The sequence below is a fragment of the Dermacoccus barathri genome, assembly GCF_015070805.1.
Classification (GTDB): Bacteria; Actinomycetota; Actinomycetes; order Actinomycetales; family Dermatophilaceae; genus Dermacoccus; species Dermacoccus abyssi.
In genome coordinates, this window is the sequence record NZ_JADCTK010000001.1 from 151650 (window position 1) to 167670 (window position 16021).

The following is a 16021-nucleotide window of genomic DNA, read 5'->3' on the forward strand; positions in this document are numbered from 1 at the left end:
ACGGCCTTGGGCACCACAAGGGAAGAAATCCGCCCTCGGTGCCACGAGGCGGGCTCAGGCCTTCGGCGACTCGCTCTCGTTCGCCTTGTCACTCGTCGCATCCGAGGCGTCGGTCTCGGCGTTCTCGACCTCGAGGTCGGCGTCGAACTCGTCGAGCACCGGAGCGTCCTGGTGGTCGTGGGCCTCGGGGGCTTCCATCTCCACCTCGGAGTGCGCACCGCAGCCGAAGTCGAGCGCAACGACCTTGCCGTCGGCGGGCGACCAGTCGTTGGCGCAGACGCCGAACTGCTGACGCAGCACGCCCGCCATCGGCACGAAGTAGCCGCACGAACCGCACTGCGCGGGGGCCTTGCGGGCCACCTCGGCGCTCGGGCCGTGATCGCCGTCGTACCAACGCTGCGCTGCTTCGTCACGGCCCTCGGCCGAGAGCACACGCTTGCGGCCGAGGCCGAGCTCGAAGAACGCGACCTGGTCGACGTCCTCGTCGCCGGTGGCCTCGAAGCCTGCCTCGAGGCGCGGGTCGTCCTCCTTGTAGGGAAGGACGTCACCAGCGCTAAGGTCGCCCGGCGCGAGGCGGTCGGCCCACGGCACCCACTCGGGCGCGAGCACCGACGTCTTGGACGGCATGAGGTTGGTCTCGCAGACCGTGGCCGCCTTGGCACGCGGCGCGCGGGCCACCGTGACGGCCCAGCGCCAGTCGGGGTAGCCCTTGGCGTTGCTCGCGAAGTAGTGCGTTCCGAGACGCTCCGCGTCCATGACGAAGTCGACGTGCTCGCCGACGGCGCCCGGATCGGCGATGGCGGTGACGGCCTCGAGCGCGAGCTTCTGCGCCGCCTCGCTCGCGAGAACGGCGTCGTGCTTGACGGCCTTGGCGCGGCGAGCGCGCGTCGCACGAGGTGCCTCGGACGTCGGTGCGGTCACCTCGGCGTCGGCGGCGAAGTCCTCGACGCGCTCCGGTTCGGCCACTGCGGGTTCAGTCATGGGTCTCAGACCTCGAGGTCGTCGGCGACGGCGCGCAGCACCGCCGCGATCTTGTTCGAATGGGACCGGTCGGGGTAGCGCCCCTTCTGCAGACCGGAGGACAGGTCGTCGAGCAGACGGATCACGTCTTCGACGATAACGCTCATCTGCTCGGCGGGCTTGCGCTTGCGCTCGGCGATGGAGGGCATCTTGTCGAGCACCTCGACGTGCATGGCCTGAGCGCCCTTGCGGCCCTGGGCGACGCTGTACTCGACGCGCGTGCCGCCACGCAGCTGGGTGACGCCCGCTGGGAGCGCGCTCGCGGGCAGGAAGACGTCGTCGCCGTCGTCGCCGGAGACGAAGCCGAAACCCTTTTCGGCGTTGAAGAACCTGACCTTGCCGACCGGCACGTCACACCTCGTTCGAATTGCCGGGTGCCGGACGACGAGCCGTCCCGCACCCCCGCGTGCACATAACTTGCGAAGTTTACCGGCGCGCGCCGGGCTCCAGCGAATCGTCCGCCGGCGGCGTGGGTTCCGCGCTGCGCGCTCCGCCGCGAAGGTCTCGCAGCACCTCGTCGCGCTCCGAGCGCGACACGTTCGTCGTCACGACCGGACGCTCCTGGCGCGCCTTCCACCACAGGAAGACACCGATGAGGAGGGAGCCGAACCCGCCGAGCAGAACGATGAGCGAGAGGATCGCCCAAATGACGACGCCGGTAATGACGAGGGCGCCCCGGTGGCCGTCGTTCGCGAGGTTGGTGATGAGCGCGATGCCGCCACCGATGAAGAGCGGCGCGACGATCCACAGCATCACGGCGCCGCGGATCATGTTCTTGCGCGCGTGGCGCCTCACCTCGTCCATGCGTTCACGGTACCGACGCGGGGCGCGGTAATAGAAACGCCCGCCGCACCCCACGATGCCCCGCGGCGCATTTTCTGCCGTGACGACCGGTGTCGGTGGTCGCCGCTAGGCTCCGGGCATGAGTTCGCCGCGTCGCATCAGTGCCTCCCAGGCTCGTCGCATCGCCCTCGCGGCGCAGGGCTTCGCGCGCCCGCGTCCTGACGAGGTCACCACCCGCCACCTGAGCGCGACCGCGGCGCGACTTCAGGTCGTGCAGATCGACAGCGTCAACGTGCTCACGCGCAGCCACTACCTGCCGTTCTTCAGCCGTCTCGGTCCCTACGACCCGGCCGCCCTCGACGCTCTGCGCGATCGCGCGCCGCGCCGTCTCGTCGAGTACTGGGCGCACGAGGCCAGCCTCGTCTCCCCGCAGGTGTGGCCGCTGCTGCGTCACCGCATGGCGCGCGCTCACTCCGACGCGTGGGGCGGCATGCGTCGCGTCGCGGCGGACCACCCGGAGCTCGTGGAGCGCGTCTACGAGTACGTGACGACGCACGCTCCCGCCACGGCGAAGACGATCGAGGCGGAACTCGCGCACGACGAGGAACTTTCACGCGAGCACTGGGGCTGGAACTGGTCCCTCGTCAAGGCTGCGCTGGAGCACCTGTTCTGGGCCGGGCGCATCACGTCGGCAGGGCGCACCCGTCAGTTCGAGCGCCGGTACGCGAGCCTCGAGCGCGTCCTACCCCGTGAGATCGCCGCGAGCGCCGTCGCGGAGGATTTCTTCTCCCCCGAACCGCTTCTCGCCCCGCCGGCCGGCGACGACGTCGACTTCTTCGACGACGTCGTCGACCTCGTGCGCCGCAGCGCGATCGCGCACGGCGTGGGCACGGTGTTGTGCCTGCGCGACTACTTCCGACTCAAGACGGCACAGGTCGTGCCGGCCATCGACCATCTCGTGCGCGCCGGCGAACTCGAGCCCGTCGACGTCGAGTGCTTCGACAAGCCGGCGTGGCGCCACGTCGATGCGAAAACTCCGCGGCGCGTCGAGGCAGAGGCGCTCCTGTCGCCGTTCGACTCGCTGGTGTGGCAGCGCGAACGTACCGAGGCGTTGTGGAACTTCCGCTACCGGCTCGAGATCTACACACCCGCCGAGAAGCGTCAGTACGGCTACTACGTGCTGCCGTTCCTCTTCGGCGAGCACCTCGTGGCCCGTGTCGACCTCAAGGCGGACCGGGCCAACGGCGTCCTCCGGGCCCACGCGGTGCACTGGGAGCCGGGTGCGCTCACGCGCCACCCGGAAGCGGCCGGCGCCCTGGAGCGAGAACTCGCGACGATGGCCACCTGGCTCGACCTCCCGCGCGGATGGGCCGGACAGCTCGGGTCCTGAAGGCGCTGCGCCAACCCGCCTTTACCGTGCAGTGGCAGCGTCAGATGACGCTCTTGTCCGCCTTCCCGGGCCAGTGCTCGATGCGGAAGCTATCGGCGTCGACGAGCACCTCGGCGGGCACGGCGTTCGGAATGTACTGACGCCGCGCGAGGTCGTTGCGCACGTTCGTCGACAGACGCGGTAGCGCGAGCGACATCACGCCGCCGTGGCTGATGACGAGCACGCTCTCGCCGCGGTACTGATCGGCGAGGTCCCGCAAGGCTTCTCGGTACCGGTTCACCACGTCGAGGCCCGATTCCCCTCCGGGAAAGGCGGCGTCGAGGTCACCGTCCATCCAGGCGGCGAGCACGCGCTGCATGCCGGCGTCACCGAACCGCTGACCGACGAGCTCCCCGACGCGGTACTCCTCGAAGCCGGGCAGGCTCGTCCAGTCGACGCCCAGCATCTCGGCGGCGACGCGGGCCGTCTCCTGCGCCCGGGCGACGTTGGAGCACACCACCGTCGCGATGTTCTCGGTCCGCAGGCTCTCCCCCAGCTCCCGCGCCTGCGAAAGGCCCAGCGGCGTGAGCCACCCGCCGGCCTCCGTGATGACACCGCGCGGAGTCTCGTAGGCAGCGTCACCGTGACGCGCGACGAAGAAGCGGGCCGGGCAGAACAGGTCGGACATGCGCTTCACGCTACCCGCGATGTCATGCGGTGCTTCCCCCGCGCTCACCCCTGTGGATGCCATGATCAAAACACTCACGACACCACGAGGGGGGAGATCTCGATGAAGAACACACGCTCCGCTCTGGCAGCCACGGCCCTGATCGGCATGCTCGCTGTCACCGGCTGTTCGTCGGACGACAAGGAGAAGGCGAAGGACGCCGCGACGACGGCCAGCAAGGCCGCCTCCAGCGCGAGTTCCGCGGCCACGAGTGCCGGCGGCGACACGAGTGCCAACGCCGACGACCAGCTGGCCTCGGCGTCCAAGAGTCTCGAGTCGATGCAGTCGCAGGCCGGTGGCGACTGCAAGATCTCGGTCGACGGCAAGGAAGCCACGACCTCCGTCATCGGCATGAGCTGCGACGACGCGAAGGGCGTGTGGAACGCGTTCGGTGGCAAGAGCGACCAGGCCTCCAACGAATCGGTCGAGTACAAGGGTGAGAAGTACCAGTGCTCCACCGGCGAGTTCAACGGCAAGCGCGCCTCGTCGTGCACGAGTTCCTCGGGCAAGGCTTTCGCCGTCGCCAACTGACGAACGACGCCGCCCGACATGACGAAGGGCGGGTGAGGAGCCCCCTGGCCACCTCACCCGCCCTTCGCGCACCGGCTGCGCCGCACGGCTCCTTTCTCAGAACGACGCCGGTGCGTGAGTGCCGAACTCCTGCGGTCCGGCCTGCTCGCCGCGCTTGCGCTCGGCGGCTGCCTCGCCGTAGATCCGGGCGTACTTCGTACCCGCGGCGAGAAGAACGAGGCCCGCGGCCATGAAGGTGAACGCCTTCGTCATCGAGCCCATGTACTGCAGGTCGAAGATGAACAGCTTCACGAGCGCGCAGCCGACGAGCGCCAGACCCCAGCCCATCGACGCAGTCAGGTGACGCGGCCGGCTCAGACCGGACGTGAGGACGAGGGCCGCGAGCGCCAGCGACATCACCGTGATGGCGAGGTGCACGAGGAAGAAGCCCGTCGGTGCCTTACCGAAGACGCTCAGCATCGTCATGGCCGTGCCGACGATCCCGGCGAAACCGCCGACGACGAGCAGGAACTGGGCATACGTGGCGTCGAGCTTGCGTCCACGCACGGCGGGAACCGTGAGTGCTGCGAAGACAACGAACATCAGCCCGGTGACGAGCGTCTGCATCGTCATGTCGGTGACGCGGCTGCGGTAGAAGAAGTCCACGTACGCGGTGACCGTCCCCTGCGCCATGAATCCGAGGAAGAACGCGATGACGGCGCCACCTCCGACGATCGGGCCGGGAACGCGAGCGTGCACGGCCATGAGCACGACGGCGATGACGAGGAACGGCATCGCGAACCAGTCGGCCTGGGCGGCAGAGACACCGGCGATGACGGCGCTGACACCGGCGAGCACGAGCGTCGCGATCCGAACGGTGGAACCGCTCGTCCGCAGGACGGCGAAGCCGCCGAGCGCCACGACGGCCATGATCGAGGCGACGAGGGCCGAACGCATTCCGGTTTCGAAGCCGGCGAAGACCCACAGCGGAATCCACGAGGCGGCCAGTGCCACCGGAGCACCGATGGCGTCACGACGCGTGAGACCGGCCTGAACCGCGGTGAGCAGGCCGACGGCCGCGATCGTCGACGCACCGAAGACGAGCGTGCGGGTCGATGACGCCTCGAGCGCCACCCAGAACATGCCGGCGAACGACACGGGGATCGTGCGGGCGAGCGCCGTTTCGTCCCAGCCCTTGGTGATCTCGGGAATGGCACCGGCGATCTGGAGCACGGCGAGGAATCCGACCAACGTCGCCGTGATGCCGCCCGTGAGGTAGGGCGCAAGCGCCGCGACGCCGATCGTCACAGCGATGAAGAGCCACTTCTCGTCCCAGCGCAGAGCCTGGAAGCTAGCTGCCGCTGCGACGACGAGCGCGAGACCGAGGCCGGCCGTGAGCGGGATCCAGTCGTAGATGCGCGTCACGGCGACGACGTCGAAGAAGGCTCCGGCGACCGCAGTCGTGAGGAGAGCGACGGAACCGATGCGACCTCCCGGACGGGGCCGAACCCACTGCGCGGCAGCGGCGAGAGCACCGACGAGAACGGCGCCTCCACCGACACGGACCGGCGGGGTGCGGAAGCCCTCACGAGCGGCCATTGCGAGCAGAAGGACGACGCCGATGAGCGTCACTGCGATACCGGCGGCCGCGAGAAGCGCGGCCACCATCTGCTCGCGGCTGAAGCGCGGCTCACGCGGAGCCGGAGGAGTCGGCGTCTGATCGTAGGGCGGCCGGCCGGCGAAGCCGGCGCCACCGGGACCGCCGGGGGACATCGGACCGCCGGAGTGGCCGCCCTGGAACGGCGGGACGTACTGCTGAGCGCCCTGAGGCGGGATCGGGACGCTCCACGGACCCTGGCTTCCGCGTGCGGCAGCGTCCGCGTTGTTGCTGATGGGGGTCTGCGCGTGCTGCGGGTACTCGGTGTGCGACGGACGTGACGGCGCCGCCGCAACGTTCATGGGCTGCGGCGGCGGGAAGGACGTGGGGTGGTCGGGACGGGGGGCCTGGGGGGTGCCGTACGGCTGCTGTGTGTTCATGCATCAAGCCTCGCGACGACGGGGCTCGCGGGCCTGAGTAGTGCTACTCAGGTGGCCTGGGTGATCTGTGCACGCTCACCCGAGTGAACAGCAGCGTCAGTCGAGCCCGTTCTCCAACGCGAAACGGGTGAGCTCGACGCGGTTGCCCAGTTGCAGCTTCCGCAGCGTCGAGGCGATGTGGTTGTCGACGGTGCGGTGGCTCAGGCCGAGGCGGGTGGCGATCTGCTTCGATGCCAGGCCCTTGGCGACCATGCGCAGCACCTCCGTCTCGCGGGGTGTGAGCACGGCAGTGGGATCGGGGCTTTCCTCGCGCTCGCGTCCGCGCAGTTCGGCGAGGACGAGGCCGGCCAGTTCCGGGGTGAAAACGGCGCGTCCCTGCGCCGTGTCGTGGACGGCCGTGAGCAGTTCCGCGGCGCCGGCGCTCTTGAGGAGGTAGCCGGACGCTCCGGCCCGGACGGCGTCGAGCACGTCCGTGCGCTCGGAGGACGCGGACAGCACGAGGATCTTGACGTCGTCGAAAACCGCGCGAATGGCCCTCGTGGCATCGGTGCCGTTGCCGTCGGGCAGGTTCATGTCCATGAGGACGAGCTCGGGCGAGGTCGCCTTGGCGCGATCCACGGCCTCGCGCACGGAGCCGGCCGTCGCGACGACGTCGTAGCCGTGCTCGCGCAGGTCACGCGCGACGGCGTCGCGCCACATCGGGTGGTCGTCGACCACCATGAGTCGCGTGGTGGGGGCGGCACCGTCGGAAGTCATGGACCCATCCTCTCGCGCGGGCCATCGGCGATGTGTCTCAACGCTGCAGCGTGAACTCCCACTCGACACCCTCCCCCGGTGCTGCTTCGAGGTGGGCTCGGCCACCGATCGACTCGACGCGTCCGACGATCGACCGGCTCACCCCCATTCGCCCCTGGGCCTTGGCTTCGGCCAGGCGGCCGTCAGGAATGCCGGGGCCGTCGTCGCGGACCGTGAGCGTCACCTCGTCGTCGAGGTCTTCGAGGAGGACGAAGGCGGTGGCGCTCTCCCCCGCGTGCCGCTCGGTGTTGGCGAGTGCCTGCTTCGTCGCGGCGAGCAGTTCCCCAGCTCGAGCGGCGTCGAGGAGCACGGGCGCCGAACCTGCCGAGACGCGAACGCGGTCATCGGCCAGTGCGAGGAGCTCACGGCGTAAGTCGACCGGTGCATCGTCCATCGATCCGCCGGACGGCTCGGAGGTCGCTCGAGCCGCTGCGATCGGCGCTTCGTCGACGTCGGCGATGAGGGTGCGCAGCGCCCGTTCCTGTTCGGTGGCCAACTGCCCGAGGGCCGCGCCCTCCGCACCGAACGACGGGCCCTTACGCCCCATGAGCGCGAGCACCTGTAGCACGCCGTCGTGCACCTCTCGCGCGAGCCGCTCTCGCTCGGCCGCACGGGTACGCAGCTCGAGAGCGGCGACGAGTTGAGCGTGTGAGCGTCGCGCACCGACACCCCCGACACCGGCTGCGATGCCGGAACTCACGAGAATCGGCATCGTCGGCGAACGCACCATCCACGACAGATCGTCGCCGATGTGAAGGCTTGCGAGGGAAATACCGACGCCGGCGAGGAAGCCCGCCGTCACGCCCCACTGCATGCCGGCGGCCAGCACGGCGTTCGTGGCCCACATCGTCGTCGGCAGGCTCTGGTTGTGGTCCCACCAGCTCGCGTCGGCGACGATCCACGTCGCGTACATGAGTCCGAGCGTCACGACGATGTCGCCCGCGACGAGCCAGGAACGCCACCGCGGGCGTGCGAAGAGTGCGAGGGCCACGACACCCGACCAGATGCACTGCACGGCGATGAGCGCCGTCGCGAGGTGCGGGCGCGTGTAGTGATCGACGGCGCCCGTGTGGATGAAGAGCGAGTACGCGAGGGTGAGCATCCGGAAGGCACCCTCGGTGGCCCACAGGTACTTCATCGGGTCGTCGGAGGCCGCCTGCTGGGCCTCGGCCTCGCTCGTCCGGCTCATCATCCGCAGCCGGGAAGCGGAAACGGGCGACGCCCCGAACCGCTGCTGCGATTCGGGGCGTCGTCTGGATCGGATCACTTGCGCTGCTCGGGGTACTCCACCCCGTAGCCCTGCTGACCAGGAGCCTGGAACGTGTTCGACTGGCCACCCTGCGTCGGGTACGGCATCTGCGACGGCGGCAGCTGCGGCTGCTCGTTGTACGGACGCTGCTGGCTCTGCGGGGCGTCGAACTGCACCGACGGAGCCTCCGCGTTCGTCATGTTGACCTGCGGCGCGCCCTTCGTGGCCTCGTCGGCCTCGTAGTACTCGGCCTTCGTCACACCGGCGGGGCCGGCCATGAACTTCGTCGGGATCGAGTCGACCTTCGAGTTCAGGTCACGCACGCAGGCGTTGTAGTAGCGACGCGCGGAGGCGATGCGGTCCTCGGTGGCCGACAGCTCGCCCATGAGCTGCTGGTAGTTCTGGTTGGCCTTGAGGTCCGGGTAGGCCTCGGAGACCGAGATGAGGCGACCGAGGGCCTGCGTCAGCTCGCCTTCCGCAGCGGCCGCGTCAGCGGCGTGGTCGGGCGAACCGTGCGTGTTGACGGCAGCGCCGCGAGCGCGGATGACGTCGTCGAGCGTCTTGGCCTCGTGCTGCGCGTAGCCCTTGACCGTCTCGACGAGGTTCGGGATGAGGTCGTGGCGGCGCGTCAGTTCGACATCGATCTGGTGCCACGCCTCCTGCACCGTGTTGCGCTGCTTGACGAGGCCGTTGTACATGACAACGGCAGCCACGGCGAGCGCGACGATGATGAGAAGAAGGATGATGACCCACGTCATGACAAGGCTCCAATTGAACGTGTGTGCCGGAGTATCAGCTTGGTTGGTTCGACCCTAGCCGAACAGTGCGCACCGATCACGCTGTGCGGGGCGGCCCGGTTCACCGACCGCGGCGCACCTTGAGCGCTTTGACGAGGTAGATCGTCGCCGCGAGGGCGACCAGGCCCGTCATGAGGACGCCTGCGGCGGCGCCCAGACGCCCGGCATTGCCGCCCGATCCGTCGCCGTAGCCGTTGAGCACACCGGCGACGAAACCGTAGATCGACCACGCCCAGAACAGGACGGCGGCCACGGCCAGAAGGGGAACTGCGGCGGGATGCTTCATGGCGACGATCGTAGGGCGTGCTGCTCGGCTGCGGGCTCAGGCCTCGTCGAGACGCGCGAGGATCTGCTCGACCACCTCGGGGGCGGCGCCCAGCGGCTCGGTGACGATGTCAGCACCCGATCGGCGCAGCTTCTCGGAGAAGTGCCCCTCCCCGAGCAGGAGCGAGGCGACGGCGACGCGAGCACCGGGCCGGTCGCGGTTGGCGTTGACCGCGTCGGGCACTGCGGGCGTGCCGGCCGAACCGAACGCGACATCGACCTCGGCACCCCACGCCTCGGCGAGCAGGCGCGCCTGAGCGCGGGCGTCGGCCGCGGCCTCGAGCCGGCTGGAACCGGCGGCGGCCATGACAACAGAATCCCGGCGCTCGACGCCTGCTTCGGTCAGGCGTTGGACGAGCAAATCGGCGATTCGGCGCGACGGACCCAGGGCGCCGGTCGAGCGGGCGTTCGGCCACGCATCGACGGCCTTCGCCACGTCGACACGGACGTGGTACCCGCCGCAGAAGAGCAGCGGCACGACGACGACCTCGTCGTAGCGGGGGGCGAGTTGAGCGACAACGTCGGCGACGGGTGGCTCCTGCACGTCGACGTAAGCGTCGGTGACATCGAGTTCCGGCCGTCGGTTCTGCACGGCGGTGACGAGGTCGAGAACGACCTGCCGGCCCCGTTCGTTCGCCGTCCCGTGGGCGACGAGGATGACGGCACATCGGGTCGATTCGCTGCTCGTCGGTACTGCTTCGCCGGCGCTCGAGTTCGTCGTCACGAGGCGTCCCGACCGAGTTCGGCGATGACGAGTTTGACGAGCGCTCCCAGGCGGAAGCGCTCCGGTACGAGCGGTTCGATGCCGTAGGCACGCAGTGGCGCGGCCGTCGTGTCGCCCACGGCGGCTGCGCGGACACGCCCCTCCCGCAGTGCGGCGACGACCTCGTCCCGAACCCCCGCGAGGTGCGCTGCGGTGAAGAAGGCATCCGCGCCGGGGGCTGCCGTGAAGGCAATGGCGTCCACCTCGCCGCGAGCGACAAGGTGGACGGCACGCTCGACGGCCCGCGGGTCCGGCGCCGGACCCCAGCGGTAGACGACGAGCGAGACGACGTCGGCACCCGAGTCGCGCAGTTGCTCGTCGATGCCGTCGGACCCTGCGCCGTGGTGCTGCACGGCTACACGCGTGCCGCGCAGATCGAGGGTCGCCAGATGCAGCTTCACCTCGTCTGCTGTTTCACTTTCGGCACTCCAGGAGACCTCGAGCCCGGCGCCCTGAACGGCACCGCGGGCCTTGGGTCCGCGGGTGAGGATGCGAGCGCCGGCGAGAGCTTCGACGAGCGCTTCGCGTTGCCCGGCCGCCTCGGCTGCCTCGAGCCACCCGCGAAAACCGATCGCCGTCGTGACAACGACGAGATCAGGCTTCTTGTCGACGAGTTCCCTTGTCCGAGCGTTGAGTTCGGCATCATCGACGTGGGGGACGTGCGACATGGTCGGCGCGTGGATCACCTCGGCGCCACGTCGTTCGAGTGCTCCGGCGAATTCCTCGGCCCGGCGCTGGGCGGTGAGGACGATGCGGCGTCCGGCGAGATCCTGCGTCATGCGCGCTCCCCTTCGATGTTGTGGCTGAGGGCTGCGATCTGCTCGTCACCGAGCGCGTCGACGACGTCACCGATGACGATGACACTCGGGTTTCCGATGCCGTGCTCAGCGCAACGTGCGGCGATGTCGGCGAGCGTCGCCTTGACGACGCGTTGAGCCGGCGTCCACGCCCGATGCACGACGCCCGCAGGCGTCGCGGGGCTCTTGCCCGCATCGACGAGCCCCGCAGCGAGCTCCGCGAGACGTCCCATGCCCATGAGGACGACGATGGTGTGGGGCCATGCGGCCAGGGCCGGGAGTGACAGGTCATCGTGACCGGACAAGACGAGTACGCCGGCCGAAACGCCCCGGTGCGTCACGGGGATTCCGCCCGCTAGCGGCGCAGAGACAGCACTCGTCACGCCCGGAACGACGTCGACCTCGATGTCGTGTGCCCGACAGTGGAGGTACTCCTCGCCACCGCGGCCGAGCAGATAGGGGTCGCCGCCCTTGAGACGCACGACGTACCGGCCGGCCCGCGCCTCGCGCACCAGGGTCGCGTTGATCTCGTCTTGCGGCACGGGGTGATGGTGCGGCGACTTGCCGACGTCGATGATACGCGCCGAGAGGTCGAGGCTGCCCAGTTCGTCACGCGGACCGAGCCTATCGGCGACGATGACGTCGGCGCGCTCGAGCTCGCGAACCGCGCGCAGCGTGAGGAGATCGAGCGCACCCGGCCCACCGCCGACGAGGACGACCTTGCCCGCCATGGCCATCACTCCTTCGTCGCGTCGGGCGGTTCACCGCCTCGAATGGGCCTTCGACGCTAGACGAGGTGGGCGCGGCGCTTCCGAGCGTTCCGCAGATCGGATCCTTCCTCGCCATTCCGCCCGTCCTTGAGCGACCGTGTGGCGTGTCTGACAACTCTTCAGGCGCTGTGGCGGTGCAACGAAGCCAGTTCCCGCTCGAGGTTCGCGCGGGCGGCGTCCTCCCAGAGGTCGTGGCCGAGTTCCGTGCGGAACAGCCGCTTCGCGTGTAGGAGGCCTTCGAGAACCTCGATGCGACCGGCGCGGAACGTGGCGTCGTCGAGGTGGTCGAAGTCGAGGCGCACGTCGCGGGCGTAGACGTCGTAGCGCCCGGCATTGGCGCCGAGGACGGCGAGGTCGGCGTCACTCAGGAGCGCTCCGCGCTCGTCGCCGTCGGCCGGGTCGTGGGTGATCGTGAGGCGTACGAGTCGCTCGACCTCCGCGACCTCGTCGGCGGGAAGGAGCGGCGTGAGCTGCTCGCGGGCCAGCTGAGCGGACGCCTCCTCGTCCTGGCCCGGGGCGCCGTCGTACACCGCGTCGTGGAACCAGGCGGCGAGCAGGACGCTGCGGTCGTCGCAGCCCAGGCGGGTGAGAGCGTCGAGCGTCCCGACGAGGTGACGCACGTCGTGGTAGTGCCGGTGCGGCTCGCTCCAGCGCTCGATGAGGTCGGCGCCGACCTGCGGCGCGCCGGGCAGGAGCTTCGGCCACGCGTCGCGCGCCCGCGTCGTCGCGGCCTTGCGCTTCGGGGTGCGCTCGGTGGCGCGCACCCGCATCCCGCCCTTGATGAGGCGACGGATGAGTTCCGTCTCGCGCACCGCCTCGGCTCCGGCGGCCACGAGGGCGTCGTACATACGCTCGGGCACGTCGTAGTGGTCGTGATCGAAGGCCGCGCGAGGGACGCCGTTGGCTGCGGCGAACTCGTGCAGTTCCTCGAGCGACGCATCGGAGACGAGGTGGCTGAAGATCGTGCCCCATGCGGGCCAGCGCGGCGGATCGATGAGGATGGCCATTCGGCCATTGTGCCCGGCGTGGGTTGCCCCGGCGGGCACGAAGATGGCGGGTTTGGCTGAAGATGCAACGGACGTTGCCTCCATCTTCAGCCAAACCCGCCATCCGGGGTGTGGCGTTCAGCGACGCGATCAGGCGAGGCCGAGGTCCTCCATCGAGAACGCGCTGACGTAGGTGAGGCCCTCGGCCTCGATCTTCTCCTTGGAGCCGGTGGCGCGGTCGGCGATCGTGGCGACGCCGACGACCTCGGCGCCTTCCTCGCGGCACGCGGCAACGGCTTCGAGTGGCGAAGCGCCGGTCGTCGTCGTGTCCTCGACGACGAGCACGCGACGACCCTTGATCGACGGGCCTTCGATGCGCTGCTGGAGACCGTGCGCCTTGCCCGCCTTGCGGACGACGAACGCGTCGACACGCTCACCTGCGGCGGCCGCGGCGTGGAGCATCGACGTGGCGACCGGGTCGGCGCCGAGCGTCAGGCCACCGACGGCGACGTAGTCGAAGTCGGACGTCAGGTCGCGCATGACGCGACCCACGAGGGGCGCGGCTTCGCCGGAGAGCGAGATGCGGCGCAGGTCGACGTAGTAGTCGGCCTCCTTGCCGGAGCTCAGCGTCACCTTTCCGTGGACGATGGCCTGGTCCTTGATGAGCTGCAGCAGCGCGGCGCGATCGGCGTCGATGTTCGTCATGGCAGCGATTCTAGAAAACGTCACTCGCGAGGGCGGTGGCGGTTGCTCAGACGCGGGCTGCGCACGAGCGGGCGCGGCACGACGCGCAGCAGGCCGGTGATGGCCTTGTACTGGCGGCCGGGTACGGAGACGACCTTGCCGGCGTCGACGTCGGCGAGACCGTCGCGCACGAGCCGATCGACGTCGAGCCACAGCCGCTTGGCCAGCGGGCTGGTCTTGTCGACGGGGATCTCGCCGCGCTCGTGGAACTCCGTGTGTGTGAAGCCGGGGCACAGCGCGGTGACGGTGACACCCGTGCCGTGCAGCTGCGCCGCGATGGACTCGCTGAACACGGTGACGTACGACTTGGCGGCCGAGTACGTGCCGCTCGCCATGAAGCTCGCGACCGACGACACGTTGATGACGGTGCCACGTCGACGCTCGACCATCGCGCCCGCCGCGGCATGGGTGAGCACGACGACGGCCTTGACCATGACGTCGACCGACTCGATCTCCTTCTCGACCGGAGTGTCGAGGAACGAGGTTTTCACGCCGAAGCCTGCGTTGTTGACGAGGACGTCGACGGGTTCGTCACGTCGACCCACGCGCTCGGCGACGCGGCGCAGGTTGTCCGCGACGGCGAGGTCGGCTGCGAGCACCTCGACCTTCACGCCGTGGCGGGCCTCGATCTCGGCCTTGATCTCCTCGAGCCGCTCGGCCCGTCGGGCCACGACGACGAGGTCGTGCCCACGTGCGGCGAGTTGTTCGCAGAATTCCCGGCCGATCCCGGCGCTGGCTCCCGTGACGAGTGCTGTTGTCATGGCTTCACTCTGACATGCGAGAGGCGAGCGCAGCGGGTCAATTCGGGTCATGCCGAACCCTAGACTTCGCACATGACGCAGATCACATGAAAGGTCATTGAGCGGCATGCCCGCGGCTTCCCACCTTGGATCGAGGCCCTTGGGTGGCGGGGAGGAAGCCGAGGAAACCACCCGGAGGGAAGATGCCAGACCAAGTGACCGACCTTGACGATCTCGGGGACTACCAGCCGCACAAGTCTCCGACGGGAGCACTGCTCACCATTGGCGTCACGGACATCTCCCTGTCCACCTTCGTCGTCGAGGCGGCAAAGGTGACGGGCTGCCTTGCGGCCATCCGCCGATCTCCCCATGAGGTGCGTTGCGCAGGAGTCGGTGACATGTATCTGACCCCGAACGCAGCTCGCTCGTGGCGACTCACCGTTTGGGCCGACATTCCCTTGTGCCCCTTCACCCCACAGGACGCCTGGGCAACACTGATTGCTTGGCGACACCTCTTGCAAGAACCGCCCCTGGATCGACACCCCGATCGAGGTGGGGAGCACGTGTACGGCCCGTGGATCCACAACCGCCCAGTGCGCATCCGGGATCCCCGAAAGGGAGCGTTTGCCGTGCATCCTCTCACCTATTTCCAGGAGAGCCTCCCCGTCACGGTCGATGGGGCGGATTGGACGGAGTACCTGTAGGACACCTGCTTTTCGGGGGTTGTCGGCGGCGCGTTCTAGGGTTGGGGCATGCGAATCGCCACGTGGAACGTCAACTCCATCCGCACCCGCGTCGACCGCGTCGTCGCCTTCCTCGAGCGTCACGACGTCGACGTGCTCGCCATGCAGGAGACGAAGTGCAAGGACGAGCAGTTCCCCATGGCGCGCTTTGAAGAGGCGGGTTACGAGGTGGCGCACCACGGCCTCAACCAGTGGAACGGCGTCGCCATCGCCTCCCGCGTCGGGCTCGAGGACATCTCGATCGGCTTCGAGGACATGCCGGGTTTCGGTGACCCGATCGCGGCCGAGGCCCGCGCAATCGGCGCGACCTGCGGCGGCGTGCGCGCCTGGTCGCTCTACGTGCCCAACGGCCGCGAGATCGACCACCCGCACTACTCCTACAAACTTGAGTGGCTCGAACGGCTCCGTCTCGACGGTGCGAAGTGGCTCGCCGAGGACCCGTTGGCCCAGATCGCGCTCATGGGCGACTGGAACATCGCCCCCACCGACGAGGACGTGTGGGACATTGGCTTCTTCGAAGGCAAGACCCACGTCACACCGCCCGAGCGGGACGCGTTCCAGGCCATGATCGACGCGGGCTTCAGCGACGTCGTGCGCCCCTTCACCCCCGGCCCGGGCACCTACACGTACTGGGACTACACGCAGCTCCGCTTCCCGAAGAAGCAGGGCATGCGCATCGACTTCGCCTTGTGCTCCCCCGCGCTCTCCGAGCGCGTCGAGGGCGCGCAGATCGACCGTGACGAGCGCAAGGGCAAGGGCGCGAGCGACCACGCGCCTGTCATCGTCGATCTCGACTGACGCCGCACACATCGGGCGGCCACCGGGCAGTGTCGGTACCGTCCCCGGCGCGCACAGACCGTTAGGTTG

General features: G+C 69.2%; 18 protein-coding genes. 3 read left to right on the forward strand and 15 right to left on the reverse strand.

Annotated features, from left to right (window positions below; genetic code table 11):
• Positions 1 to 54 precede the first annotated feature (54 nt).
• The 3 genes from IM689_RS00720 to IM689_RS00730 form a co-directional block, all read right to left on the reverse strand.
• Complete coding sequence (locus IM689_RS00720) at positions 55 to 981, reverse strand: DUF3027 domain-containing protein (protein WP_193642477.1); 927 nt, start codon at positions 979 to 981, stop codon at positions 55 to 57.
• 5 nt (positions 982 to 986) lie between these two features.
• The gene (locus tag IM689_RS00725; RefSeq protein ID WP_118912295.1) at positions 987 to 1370 is read right to left on the reverse strand and encodes a cold-shock protein; all 384 of its coding nucleotides are present in this window, start codon (positions 1368 to 1370) and stop codon (positions 987 to 989) included.
• Positions 1371 to 1446: 76 nt separating this feature from the next.
• Complete coding sequence (locus tag IM689_RS00730; protein ID WP_129664195.1) at positions 1447 to 1824, reverse strand: hypothetical protein; 378 nt, start codon at positions 1822 to 1824, stop codon at positions 1447 to 1449.
• 118 nt (positions 1825 to 1942) lie between these two features.
• On the opposite strand from IM689_RS00730, the gene IM689_RS00735 reads away from it, so the two are divergent.
• Positions 1943 to 3193, forward strand: coding sequence for a winged helix-turn-helix domain-containing protein (locus IM689_RS00735; protein ID WP_193642478.1), 1251 nt, complete (start codon positions 1943 to 1945; stop codon positions 3191 to 3193).
• 40 nt (positions 3194 to 3233) lie between these two features.
• Here the strand turns inward: IM689_RS00735 and IM689_RS00740 are convergent, their stop codons facing one another.
• On the reverse strand, positions 3234 to 3860 hold the full coding sequence (locus IM689_RS00740; RefSeq protein WP_193642479.1) for a histidine phosphatase family protein: 627 nt from the start codon (positions 3858 to 3860) through the stop codon (positions 3234 to 3236).
• Positions 3861 to 3962: 102 nt separating this feature from the next.
• On the opposite strand from IM689_RS00740, the gene IM689_RS00745 reads away from it, so the two are divergent.
• Positions 3963 to 4430 (forward strand): hypothetical protein, encoded by a 468-nt coding sequence (locus tag IM689_RS00745; RefSeq protein WP_193642480.1) that lies wholly within the window; start codon positions 3963 to 3965, stop codon positions 4428 to 4430.
• 96 nt (positions 4431 to 4526) lie between these two features.
• Here the strand turns inward: IM689_RS00745 and IM689_RS00750 are convergent, their stop codons facing one another.
• From IM689_RS00750 to IM689_RS00800, 11 genes are all read right to left on the reverse strand, one after another.
• Positions 4527 to 6446, reverse strand: a complete 1920-nt coding sequence (locus IM689_RS00750; protein WP_193642481.1) for a hypothetical protein — start codon at positions 6444 to 6446, stop codon at positions 4527 to 4529.
• Positions 6447 to 6542: 96 nt separating this feature from the next.
• On the reverse strand, positions 6543 to 7202 hold the full coding sequence (locus IM689_RS00755) for a response regulator (protein WP_193642482.1): 660 nt from the start codon (positions 7200 to 7202) through the stop codon (positions 6543 to 6545).
• A gap of 37 nt (positions 7203 to 7239) precedes the next feature.
• Entirely contained in the window at positions 7240 to 8430 is a 1191-nt protein-coding gene (gene macS, locus IM689_RS00760) for a MacS family sensor histidine kinase (protein WP_193642483.1), read from the reverse strand.
• Positions 8431 to 8504: 74 nt separating this feature from the next.
• Positions 8505 to 9248 carry a LemA family protein gene (locus IM689_RS00765; RefSeq protein ID WP_047310458.1) on the reverse strand — a complete coding sequence of 248 codons (744 nt, stop codon included), beginning with the start codon at positions 9246 to 9248 and terminating at the stop codon, positions 8505 to 8507.
• Between the two features lie 100 nt (positions 9249 to 9348).
• On the reverse strand, positions 9349 to 9573 hold the full coding sequence (locus IM689_RS00770) for a hypothetical protein (protein ID WP_047310459.1): 225 nt from the start codon (positions 9571 to 9573) through the stop codon (positions 9349 to 9351).
• Positions 9574 to 9609: 36 nt separating this feature from the next.
• The gene (locus IM689_RS00775; protein WP_193642484.1) at positions 9610 to 10335 is read right to left on the reverse strand and encodes a sirohydrochlorin chelatase; all 726 of its coding nucleotides are present in this window, start codon (positions 10333 to 10335) and stop codon (positions 9610 to 9612) included.
• The gene (locus IM689_RS00780; RefSeq protein WP_193642485.1) at positions 10332 to 11153 is read right to left on the reverse strand and encodes a uroporphyrinogen-III synthase; all 822 of its coding nucleotides are present in this window, start codon (positions 11151 to 11153) and stop codon (positions 10332 to 10334) included. The genes IM689_RS00775 and IM689_RS00780 overlap by 4 nt, the downstream gene beginning before the upstream one ends.
• Positions 11150 to 11902 (reverse strand): uroporphyrinogen-III C-methyltransferase, encoded by a 753-nt coding sequence (gene cobA, locus IM689_RS00785; protein ID WP_227484339.1) that lies wholly within the window; start codon positions 11900 to 11902, stop codon positions 11150 to 11152. Before cobA ends, IM689_RS00780 begins: the two co-directional genes overlap by 4 nt.
• Before the next feature lie 158 nt (positions 11903 to 12060).
• A complete protein-coding gene (locus tag IM689_RS00790) occupies positions 12061 to 12948 on the reverse strand; it encodes a DUF4031 domain-containing protein (RefSeq protein ID WP_193642487.1) in 888 nt (295 codons plus the stop codon).
• Between the two features lie 129 nt (positions 12949 to 13077).
• Entirely contained in the window at positions 13078 to 13632 is a 555-nt protein-coding gene (gene pyrE / locus IM689_RS00795; RefSeq protein ID WP_118914548.1) for an orotate phosphoribosyltransferase, read from the reverse strand.
• 20 nt (positions 13633 to 13652) lie between these two features.
• Entirely contained in the window at positions 13653 to 14432 is a 780-nt protein-coding gene (locus IM689_RS00800; protein ID WP_193642488.1) for an SDR family NAD(P)-dependent oxidoreductase, read from the reverse strand.
• 731 nt (positions 14433 to 15163) lie between these two features.
• On the opposite strand from IM689_RS00800, the gene IM689_RS00805 reads away from it, so the two are divergent.
• Complete coding sequence (locus IM689_RS00805) at positions 15164 to 15952, forward strand: exodeoxyribonuclease III (RefSeq protein ID WP_193642489.1); 789 nt, start codon at positions 15164 to 15166, stop codon at positions 15950 to 15952.
• Positions 15953 to 16021: the final 69 nt, after the last annotated feature.